The sequence below is a fragment of the Streptomyces sp. W16 genome, assembly GCF_033194735.1.
GTDB lineage: Bacteria > Actinomycetota > Actinomycetes > Streptomycetales > Streptomycetaceae > Streptomyces.
Genome location: NZ_JAWOAI010000374.1, coordinates 1 through 10,060 on the forward strand (window position 1 = coordinate 1; position 10,060 = coordinate 10,060).

Consider the following 10,060-nt stretch of genomic DNA (forward strand, 5'->3'; position numbering starts at 1 on the left):
CGGGAGTGAGTCGGGCAGCCTCTCCCGCCTGCGCCCGCGTGGGCTGTACGTCCGGTCCGGGCTGCGCGCTGGTGAGTTGGGCGGCCGGTTCAGTTGGCGCGGCGGCGGCGTCATGCGCGTCGAATCGCAGTGCGGCCGGTGACAGCGTGCCGCGGGCCAGTGCTCCGCCGATCCTGGCGATTCCGCGCAGATCGGCCAGCGCGGTGGCGAGGACGTCGACCCGGCTGTCCGGATCGTCGACCCAGTCGACCGGCACCTCGTGGATACGCAGTCCGGCCCGCTCGGCGATGACCAGCAGTTCGGTGTCGAAGAACCACCCGGTGTCCTCGACCAGGGGCAGCAGCACTTCGGCGACATCACGCCGTACGGCCTTGAACCCGCACTGCGCGTCGGAGAAGCCGACGGCGAGGGTGGAGCGGAGCAGGGCGTTGTAACAGCGGGAGGTGACCTCCCGTTTGGGGCCGCGCACCACCCGGGAGGCGGGGGCCAGGCGGGTGCCGATGGCTATGTCGGAGTGGCCGGAGATCAGCGGGGCGACGAGGGGCAGGAGCGCGGCCAGTTCGGTGGAGAGGTCGACGTCCACGTACGCGAGTACCGGCGCCGGCGACTGTGACCAGGCGGCGCGCAGTGCCCGGCCCCGGCCTTTCTCGGGCAGCCGTAGGCACTCGGTTCCGGGCAGTTCGGCGGCCAGGCGGGCGGCGATCCGCGGGGTGCGGTCCGTGCTGGCGTTGTCGGCGATGGTGATCCGGAACGGATACGGGAACGCCTCGGTCAGGTGGGCGTGGAGCCGGCGCACGTTCGGCTCCAGATCCGTTTCCTCGTTGAACACCGGGACCACCACGTCCAGGACGGGGCCGGGGTGATGCGTCGGCACCGGTGTGCGTCGCGGTAGCCGGCTGATCACGTCAGCCGGCCTGAGTGACTTGTCATTCATCACGGTTTGACCTTTCTGTGCTCTGCTTTTGGGCATGCCGAAGGCACCGGTGGCGGGGGTGGGTTCAGGAACCGGAGCCGGGCGAGACGGTGATCGACGTGGTGATGGACGACGGCGTGTTCTGGCTCAGGTTCTCCGCGGTCGCCGTGTCCGAAGGTGTCGAGGAGGTGTCGGGCGGTGTCGTAACGCCCGTGTCCTCCCGGGTAGTTGCCGTGGCCGTGGCCGGACTCCCGGTCGTGGCGGGCGCCGTGGGAGTGTCGGAAGTCGTGGCGCCGGGGTCGACCAGGGATGTCGTGGCGGACGAGGTGGGCGGAGCGGTCGGGGTCTCCCCCGGTGTCGCGGCGGAGCCGGTGGGCGTCGGGCTCGTCGCCGGCCTCGGGTGGGGCTCGGCGGGCTGGACCCGGGCCGGACCGCCGGGCAGCAGGAGCAGCCCGATGCTTACGCCGACGACGGCCAGGGCGCAGCCGACGGTCCTGCGCACCACCCTGGTCCGGCGACGGACACGTACTCCTTCATGGAGACGTTCGCGGTGCCGCGGCTCGAAGGGGACGGGCTCGTGTGTGTCGTGCATCATCCGCGCCAACTGCCGCTCGAATGGATCCATTTGATCCATGGGGTCCTCCTTCACCGGGTCGGCTCGCTGGCGTCGGTCAAGATCTGTCGCAGTCGTGCCACTCCCCGGGAGGCGTGGGAGCGCGCGGTGCCCACCGGACACCCGAGCACCTCCGCCACCTGGCCCTCGGGCAGGTCCTGGTAGTAGCGCAGCACCACGGCCGCGCGCTGGCTCGGCGACAACTGGGCGAGCGCGGCCTCCAGCCGGGACCGCTCCGCCACATCGGCGGACACGTCCCCGGTCACCGCCCCCTCGGGCAGCCGCTCGACAGGGCGCTCACCCCACCAGCGCCGCCGGCCCGAGCGCGCCGCCGCGCGGGCCATCACCTTGCGGACGTACGCCTCCGGCGCGTCCTGGGAGACCGTCGGCCAGACGAACCAGAGCTTGACCAAGGACTCCTGCGCCAGATCCTCGGCCCGATGCCGGTCGCCGCCGACGAGCAGACGTGCGAGATGGAGGAGTGCCGACCAGCGGGCCGCCACGAACTCCTCGAACTCACCCGCCTGACCCTGCTCGATGCGCACTGTCTCTGCTCCCACTGGTTGCCTACACCGTGTAAAAGGCAGTGGGGTACCTGCTGCGATGCACTTGGGCGCCGTGATCTGGATCACGGGGTGGGGGCGGCAGGCGCCGGGAGGTGTCGTGTGCGGCGACGCCACGCGGCTTCCCTTCGCGCCGGACACGGTGGACGCCGTCGTGATCGTGTGGCCGCTGCATCTCCTGCCAGGGCTGGGGTTCGCGGGCCGGACGGTGTTTCCCGGAACAGGGCGGGGCCGCAGCCCGCGCAGGTGGTACGAGGTGGGCTTGTTCTTGGCCGGGCTTCAGCGCCCGCCCTCCAGATAGCGGAGTACGGCGAGCACCCGGCGGTTTCCCGTCTCCGACGGTGGCAGGTCGAGCTTGGTGAAGATGTTGGCGACGTGCTTCTCGACCGCCCGCTCGGAGACCGTGAACGCGGTGGCGATCGCGTGGTTGGTGCGGCCCTCCGCCATCAGCGCGAGGACCTCGCGTTCGCGGGGTGTGAGGGTGTCGAGGGCGGTGGATCGGCGGGCGGCGCCGAAGAGTTGGGCGACGACCTCGGGGTCGAGCGCGGTGCCGCCGGCGGCGACGCGTTCCAGCGCGCCGACGAACTCGCCGATGTCCACGACCCGTTCCTTGAGGAGATACCCGAACCCGGCCGGGTTGCCGAGGAGTTGAGCCGCGTGGGCCGTCTCCACGTACTGCGAGAACAGCAGCACGCCGGTCGCCGGGTGCTGCTCCCGCAGTCGTACGGCCGCCCGTACGCCCTCGTCGGTCTGGGTGGGCGGGAGGCGGATGTCCACGACGGCGACGTCCGGGGCGTGGGCCGCGACCGCGGTCAGCAGGGACTCCGCGTCGCCGACCGCCGCGGCCACCTCCACGTCGCGCAGCTGGAGCAGCTGGACCAGGCCGTCGCGCAGGAGGGCCGAGTCCTCGGCGATGACGACGCGCATACGGCGCAGCTCCGTTCACGTGTGGGGCAGCTCGACCGTGACCACCGTAGGGCCTCCGCGCGGGCTGTCGCAGGTCAGTGTGCCGTCGACGGTACGGACCCGGGCCAGCAGGCCGGTGAGTCCGGACCCGGCGCCGAGCATCGCGCCGCCCTGTCCGTCGTCGGTGACGCGCAGGCGCAGGAGTCCGTGGCGGGCGGTGACGTCGACGGTGGCGGCCGTGGCGTGGGCGTGCTTCGTGGCGTTGGCGAGCAGCTCGGCGGCACAGAAGTAGGCGATGGTCTCGACGGCCGGGGTGGGGCGGGTGCCGATGTCGGTGGTGAGGGCGACCGGGAGCGCGCTGTCGGCGGCGAGGGTGGTCAGCGCGGAGTGCAGGCCCTCGTCGAGTACGGGCGGATGGATGCCCTTGACCAGGTGGCGCAGGTCGGTGATGGCCTGGGTGGCGTTGCCCCGGGCGGTGTCGACGACGGCCAGCACGCGGTCGGGTCCGGCGTCGGTGGTGACCAGTTCGCGGATCATGGTGAGCTGCATGGCGAGGGAGACCAGGCGGGCCTGGGTGCCGTCGTGCAGGTCGCGTTCGATACGGCGGAGGGTGGCGGCGGCGTCGTCGACGGCTCGGGCGCGGGTCTCCTCCAGGGTGCGGATACGGCGGGTCGCGGCGTCGGGGCCGAGCAGCACGGTCAGCAGGGCGCGGTGCGGGCCGAGGGCGTAACGGAGGAGGAGGGGTGCGACGGCCAGCAACAGCAGTCCGGCCGCGAACGGGATCAACCAGCGCGGCCAGGAGTCGAGTTGGTGCCCGAAGAACTCCAGTGACACGTGGCGCGTGGAGCCGTCGGCGCTGTGCACCGTGTTGTAGTTCCAGCGCTTGAGCAACGGGTGCAGGGTGAGCAGGACGCCGTAGACATATCCGATGACGACGGCCGCGTACGCGAAGACGGCGGTGAACGGTGTCAGCAGCGCGCAGCCGACGGCCCGCCAACCCGTCCGGTCCAGCAGTACGCCCCGCCGCCAGCCGAGGATCCCGCTCCCACCGGGTACGCCCGGCTGCTCGATCTCCAGTCCGAGCAGGCTCCGCGCGAGCCCGCGCTGCACCGCGCCGAGCGCCGACGCGCCCCGCACGGTGACGGCCAGCAGCCACAGCCCCAGCGTGGTCACCGACAGCGCCCCGCCGAACGCCAGCCCGACGAGGGTGAGGAAACAGCCGGCCAGGGCGAGCGGGAGGGCGATCACGCCGTAGAGGACGGCGGCCAGGGCGCGGCGGCCGAAGGTGGCGACGGCGAGGGTACGGAGGCGGGAGCGGAGGCTCGGCATGGGATCAACCTAGGAGAGGAGCGAGCCGGCGACACGGACCTGCACGGCGGTCAGCCCCCGCACCACCCACGGCATCAGCAGCAGGAAGCCGATGCCGCCCAGGACGGCGTGGAAGGCCCAGGCCCCGGCGAAGGTCGGGCCGCCCCACGCGCCGGAGTGGTCGGAGCCGGCGCGCAGCGGCCAGCCGAGGTTCATGGGGACGATCGCCCAGCCGTAGACCGTGATGAGTGCGGTGAGGAGGTTGAGGGGGGTGGCGAGGAGGGCGTGGAGCAGGCCGCCGCGCCGTGCGGTGCCGGGAATGTCCTTGTCCAGGAAGCGGTGGACGAGGCCGCGCTGCCAGCGGGCGGTGGGAGCGCCGAGCAGCGAGAGCGGGACGCACGCCAGGCTCACCGGCGGCGCGAGTACCGCGTAGGCGGTGCGGCGCCAGGTGGCGGCGGTGAAGGGCTCGCGGGCGACCCGCCACATCCGCACCGCCGCCGTGTCGTGGGCCTGTGCCTGTGCCTCTGTCTGTGCCTGTCGGACACCGTTCATGGGGCTGCCTCCTGGGCGTGAACCGCTGAAAACCGATGTCTCCAGCGTTCCGCCGCCGCCCGCCGTACACGATGGTGCCTGCACGGAAGTGCGGGGTTCGGTTAACCGAACCGGCGCGGCCCGACCCGTCCTCACACTCCTCCCCCGGCGCTCGCCCGGAACCCTCACACCCCCCGCGCGCTCCCGCTGAGGGCAGCGTTCCTCACGGGAAACAGATGTGATGCGGTCGGGTAACACCGGAGTCGCAGGCTCCTGGACATGACCTCGAATCCGCGTGTGGTGCCCACCATCGTGCTCGTCGGCCACGGCATGGTCGGTCAGCGCTTCCTCGAAGCGCTCGCCGAGCGCGGCCTGACCGCCACGCACCGTGTGGTCGTGCTGTGCGAGGAGCCGCGTCCGGCCTACGACCGCGTCCAGCTCACCTCGTACTTCTCGGGCCGCACCCCCGAGGAACTGTCGCTCACGGACGCCGAGTTCATCAAGGACCACGGCATCGAGCTGTACGTCGGCGACCCCGCGGAGACGATCGACCGGGCGGCGAAGACGGTAACGGCCCGCTCCGGACTGACAGTCGAGTACGACAGCCTCGTCCTCGCCACCGGCTCGTACCCGTTCGTGCCGCCGGTGCCGGGCAAGGACTCCGACGGCTGTTTCGTCTACCGCACGATCGAGGACCTGCTCGCGATCGAGGCGTACGCGAAGTCGCGGGCCACGACGGGTGCGGTGGTCGGCGGTGGGCTGCTCGGCCTTGAGGCCGCCGGTGCGCTCAAGGGGCTCGGACTGGCCACGCACATCGTGGAGTTCGCGCCCAGGCTGATGCCGGTGCAGGTCGACGCGGGCGGCGGCGCGGCCCTGCTGCGCACGATCGAGGACATGGGTCTTACGGTCCACACGGGGACCGGTACGCAGGAGATCGTGGCGGACGCGGACGGAGCCGTCACCGGCATGAAGCTGTCGGACGGTTCCGAACTCGCCACCGACATGGTGGTGTTCAGCGCCGGTGTCCGCCCCCGCGACCAACTCGCCCGGGAATCGGGGCTGTCGGTCGGCGAGCGCGGCGGTATCGCGGTCGACGAGCAGTGCCGTACGGTCACCGACCCGTATGTCTTCGCGATCGGCGAGTGCGCGCTGGCGGCGGACGGCCGGGTGTACGGCCTGGTGGCGCCCGGATACGAGCAGGCGGAGACGGTCGCGGCGACCATCGCGCAGGACGAATCCGCCTTCACCGGGGCGGACTTGTCGACCAAGCTGAAGCTGCTCGGCGTGGACGTGGCGTCCTTCGGCGACGCGCACGGCGCCACCGCGGACTGCCTCGACGTCGTCTACTCCGACGCGCGGGCGGGGACGTACAAGAAGCTGGTGATCGGCCGGGGCGGCGAGCTGCTGGGCGGCATCCTGGTCGGCGACGCGGACGCGTACGGCACGCTGCGCGCGTTCACGGGGTCCGTACCGCCCGTCTCCCCCGAGCAGTTGGTGCTGCCGGCCGGTTCCGGGGAGGCCGTCCAGCTCGGTCCCTCCGCCCTCCCCGACGCGGCGGTCATCTGCTCCTGCCACAACGTCAGCAAGGGCGCGATCCGCGGTGCGGTCACCGAGCACTCCTGCACGAGCGTGCCCGAGGTGAAGAAGTGCACCAAGGCCGGTACCGGCTGCGGGAGTTGCGTCAAGGTGCTCGGCCAGCTGGTCACCGCCGAGCTGGAGGCGAACGGCGTCGAGGTCGACAAGGGCCTGTGCGGCTGCTTCGCGCAGACCCGCGAGGAGCTGTACGAGATCGCCCTCGCGCTCCGCATCAACACCTTCCAGGACCTGCTGGACCGCTACGGCCGTGAGAGCGCCCGGGGCGGCGACGGCTGCGAGATCTGCAAGCCGACGGTCGCCTCGGTCATCGCGTCCCTCGCCCCGACGATCGGCGCGAGCGGCTATGTCCTGGACGGCGAACAGGCGGCCCTGCAGGACAGCAACGACCACTTCCTCGCCAACTTGCAGAAGAACGGCTCCTATTCGGTCGTCCCGCGCATCCCCGGCGGTGAGATCACCCCGGAGAAGCTCATCGTGATCGGCGAGGTGGCCCGGGACTTCGGCCTCTACACGAAGATCACCGGCGGCCAGCGCATCGACCTGTTCGGCGCCCGCGTGGAGCAACTGCCGCTGATCTGGGCCCGGTTGGTGGACGCCGGCTTCGAGTCCGGGCACGCGTACGGAAAGGCCCTGCGCACCGTCAAGTCCTGTGTGGGGCAGACCTGGTGCCGCTACGGCGTCCAGGACTCGGTGCGGATGGCGATCGACCTGGAGCTGCGCTACCGGGGCCTGCGCTCCCCGCACAAGCTCAAGTCGGCCGTCTCCGGCTGTGCCCGCGAGTGCGCCGAGGCCCAGTCGAAGGACTTCGGGATCATCGCCACCGCCGGCGGCTGGAACCTCTACGTCGGCGGCAACGGCGGCGCGACCCCGCGCCACGCGGACCTGCTGGCGAAGGACCTGTCCGATGCCGAACTGGTGCGTCTGATCGACCGGTTCCTGATGTTCTACATCCGCACGGCCGACCGGCTGGAGCGCACCAGCGTGTGGCTGGAGCGGATTCCGGGCGGCCTGGACCATGTGCGTGACGTGGTCGTGGCGGACTCGCTCGGTATCTGCGGGGAGCTGGAGTCGTTGATGGCCGCGCATGTCGCCGGGTACCGCGACGAGTGGGCCGAGACCATCAACGACCCCGAGAAGCTGGGCCGGTTCGTGTCCTTCGTGAACGCGCCGGACACCCCGGACCCGGTCGTCGGCTTCGTCCCCGAGCGCGACCAGATCAAGCCCGACCTGCCGCTGCTGACGATCGGCATGCGGCCCCAGCAGACCGCAGACGTCCTGGAAGGAAGCGCCCAGCGATGACCCTGGCTCCCGAGACGACCGACCTGAAGGTCCAACTCCAGCTCGCCGAGGGCTGGTTCACGGTCTGCGACCTCAACCGGCTCACCCCCGGCCGCGGGGTGGCGGCCCTGCTGCCGGACGGCCGCCAGGTCGCCCTGTTCCGCGATCGTGCCGGCACCCTCTACGGCATCGACAACCGCGACCCCTTCAGCGGTGCGGCCGTCCTCTCCCGCGGCCTGACCGGCACCCACCAGGGCCGCCCGTTCGTCGCCTCGCCACTGCTCAAGCAGCGCTTCGACCTGGTCTCCGGGGAGTGCCTGGACGACGCGTCGGTGCGGGTGGCGACGTACGAGGTGCGGGCGCACTGACATGCGCGCCGCCCATCCCCATCCCCGTCACCGGATCCGGCCGGTGCGCAGCGCGACCGTCAGGGCCGTGGTGCTCAACACGGCCGTGGCCAGCAGGTAGTAGCCCGGTGACACCGGCGAACCGGTCGTCTCGATGAGGGCCGCGGCGATCGTCGGTGTGAAGCCGCCGAAGAGCGCGACCGTGGTGTTGTAGCTGAAGGACAGGCCCGTCGCGCGGGCCCGGGCCGGGAAGACGTCGGCCATCACCGACGGCAGCGTGCCGAAGTACACCGCCTTGAGCAGGGCGAGGATCGTGGTGCACAGCGCGAGGGTGAGGAAGGACGGCGAGGCGTTCAGCCACAGGAAGAGCGGCACCACGCTCACGCCGATCAGCAGCGCGGCCGGGATCATGATGCGCAGCCTGCCGTGGCGGTCGCCCAGCAGCCCCACGAGCGGGGTGACGAAGGTCAGGACGGCACCGGCGATGAGCAGTGCCGTGAACGACAGCGAGGCGTCCAGGCCCAGTTGGCCGATGCCGTACGTCGGCAGGTACTGGAGCATGAAGTTCAGCGCCGTCGAGACGATCAGCGCACCGCCGGCGATCAGCAGCCCGCCCCAGTGGTGCCGGAAGACCGACACGATCGGGGAGGGCGTCGGGGCGGCTGACGCCAACTCCGGTGCCATTGCCGGGGATTCGTCCATGTAGCGGCGTACGAAATAGCCCACCGGGCCGATCAGCAGCCCGAACGCGAACGGCACCCGCCAGCCCCACGACGTCATCTGGGCGTCGGACAGCAGCGCCGTGAGAGCCGCAGCGAAGCCCGCCGCCATGAGCGTGGACAGGCCCTGACCGGCGAACTGGAAGCTGCCGAGGAAACTCTTGCGCCGGTCGTCGTGCTCGACCAGGAACGAGGTCGCCGCCCCGAACTCGCCCCCGGCGGCGAACCCTTGGATCAGCCGCGCGACCACGATCCCCAGGGTCGACGCGATCCCGAGGGTCGCGTAGCCGGGCATCACCGTGAGCAGCAGCGTGCCGAGCACCATCAGCCGGATCGACAACACCAGTGCTTTCTTACGGCCGTTGCGGTCCGCGTACGCACCGAGCAACAGCCCGCCGAGCGGCCGTATCAGATACGTCACGCCGAACACGGCGTAGGCCTGCACCAGTTGGACACCCGGGTTGCCGCCGGGGAAGAACGTACGGCCGATGTACGACGCCATCAGCGCGTACAGGGCGAGGTCGAAGAATTCGAGCGCGTTGCCGATGGTGGCCGCCGCGACGGCACGTCGTGCGGTGGGGCGGCCGGGCCCTCGGGTGCCGTCGGGGTGGGCGGACTGGGCGGGCTGGGTCGGCTGGGGGGACGGAGCGGTCATCGGGGGTCCTTCCGGCGGGAGTTGGGGAGTGGTGTGCCGGACGGGGTGCGGGTGCCGAGAATCGGGTGGGGCGGTCGGCGCTATGCGTGCGTGGGGAGCGGCCGTTCCGTGGGCGGGTGGCCGAGTGCGTGGAAGAGGCCGGTCGCCAGGACCAGGCCCTCGCGGGCGATCGACGCCAACAGGTGTTCGTCGGGGGCGTGTTGGAGGCAGCCGGGGTAGGAGTGGGGCAGCCAGAGGGTCGGCAGGCCGAGGATGTCGGTGAAGACGGCGTTGGGCAGCGAGCCGCCGATGTTGGGCAGTACGGCGACCGGGCCGCCCGTGACCTCTTCCAGCGTGGTCCGGGTCCAGCTCACCCACGGGTCGTCGAGCGGGGTGCGGCTCGCGGCGAAGCTGCCGAGGACGCGGACGTCGACCATCGGGTACCCGTGCGCGGCCAGGTGCCGGGCGACGGTCTCGGCGGCCGTGTCGACGTCGGTGCCGACGACGTACCGGAGCTGAAGGACCGCGCGGGCGGTGCCGGGGATCGCGTTGACCGGCCGGTCGGCGTCGGCCGCGCCGAGGGCGAGGACTTCGAGGGTGTTCCAGGCGTAGAGCCGTTCGGCGCCGGAGAGTCCGGGCTCGCCCCAGCCCT

9 protein-coding genes and 1 pseudogene are annotated in these 10,060 nt (G+C 71.6%); 2 read left to right on the plus strand and 8 right to left on the minus strand.

The features are described from left to right. The 6 genes from R6V09_RS36265 to R6V09_RS36290 form a co-directional block, all read right to left on the minus strand. On the minus strand, window positions 1-934 hold a 934-nt coding region (locus tag R6V09_RS36265; protein WP_317885719.1), incomplete at its 3' end, for a dolichyl-phosphate beta-glucosyltransferase. A gap of 64 nt (window positions 935-998) precedes the next feature. Next, entirely contained in the window at window positions 999-1,547 is a 549-nt protein-coding gene (locus R6V09_RS36270) for a hypothetical protein (RefSeq protein WP_317885720.1), read from the minus strand. Window positions 1,548-1,558: 11 nt separating this feature from the next. Beyond that, window positions 1,559-2,065, minus strand: a complete 507-nt coding sequence (locus R6V09_RS36275) for a SigE family RNA polymerase sigma factor (protein ID WP_317885727.1) — start codon at window positions 2,063-2,065, stop codon at window positions 1,559-1,561. Between the two features lie 303 nt (window positions 2,066-2,368). Continuing rightward, window positions 2,369-3,016, minus strand: coding sequence for a response regulator transcription factor (locus tag R6V09_RS36280; RefSeq protein ID WP_317885721.1), 648 nt, complete (start codon window positions 3,014-3,016; stop codon window positions 2,369-2,371). A 15-nt stretch (window positions 3,017-3,031) separates the two neighbouring features. After that, window positions 3,032-4,324: a sensor histidine kinase gene (locus R6V09_RS36285; protein ID WP_317885722.1), complete on the minus strand. Its 1,293-nt coding sequence runs from the start codon at window positions 4,322-4,324 to the stop codon at window positions 3,032-3,034. Window positions 4,325-4,333: 9 nt separating this feature from the next. Continuing rightward, window positions 4,334-4,855, minus strand: a complete 522-nt coding sequence (locus R6V09_RS36290) for a hypothetical protein (protein WP_317885723.1) — start codon at window positions 4,853-4,855, stop codon at window positions 4,334-4,336. A 258-nt stretch (window positions 4,856-5,113) separates the two neighbouring features. Between R6V09_RS36290 and nirB the strand changes: the two genes are divergently transcribed. Together nirB and nirD are read left to right on the plus strand one after the other, a co-directional pair. Then, a complete protein-coding gene (nirB, locus tag R6V09_RS36295) occupies window positions 5,114-7,729 on the plus strand; it encodes a nitrite reductase large subunit NirB (RefSeq protein ID WP_317885724.1) in 2,616 nt (871 codons plus the stop codon). After that, complete coding sequence (gene nirD / locus R6V09_RS36300; RefSeq protein ID WP_317885725.1) at window positions 7,726-8,076, plus strand: nitrite reductase small subunit NirD; 351 nt, start codon at window positions 7,726-7,728, stop codon at window positions 8,074-8,076. Before nirB ends, nirD begins: the two co-directional genes overlap by 4 nt. 27 nt (window positions 8,077-8,103) lie before the next feature. Here nirD and R6V09_RS36305 read toward each other — a convergent pair whose 3' ends face one another. Beyond that, a complete protein-coding gene (locus R6V09_RS36305) occupies window positions 8,104-9,429 on the minus strand; it encodes an MFS transporter (protein WP_317885726.1) in 1,326 nt (441 codons plus the stop codon). Between the two features lie 80 nt (window positions 9,430-9,509). Beyond that, a pseudogene (locus R6V09_RS36310) lies at window positions 9,510-10,060 on the minus strand (M20 peptidase family dipeptidase); the annotation flags it as partial.

Excerpts from the sequence above, each read along its gene's own strand:
- nirD (WP_317885725.1), top strand. The coding sequence starts at position 7,726 with ATGACCCTGGCTCCCGAGACGACCGACCTGAAGGTCCAACTCCAGCTC.
- R6V09_RS36290 (WP_317885723.1), bottom strand. The coding sequence starts at position 4,855 with ATGAACGGTGTCCGACAGGCACAGACAGAGGCACAGGCACAGGCCCAC.
- R6V09_RS36270 (WP_317885720.1), bottom strand. The coding sequence starts at position 1,547 with ATGGATCAAATGGATCCATTCGAGCGGCAGTTGGCGCGGATGATGCAC.
- nirB (WP_317885724.1), top strand. The coding sequence starts at position 5,114 with ATGACCTCGAATCCGCGTGTGGTGCCCACCATCGTGCTCGTCGGCCAC.
- R6V09_RS36280 (WP_317885721.1), bottom strand. The coding sequence starts at position 3,016 with ATGCGCGTCGTCATCGCCGAGGACTCGGCCCTCCTGCGCGACGGCCTG.
- R6V09_RS36285 (WP_317885722.1), bottom strand. The coding sequence starts at position 4,324 with ATGCCGAGCCTCCGCTCCCGCCTCCGTACCCTCGCCGTCGCCACCTTC.
- R6V09_RS36305 (WP_317885726.1), bottom strand. The coding sequence starts at position 9,429 with ATGACCGCTCCGTCCCCCCAGCCGACCCAGCCCGCCCAGTCCGCCCAC.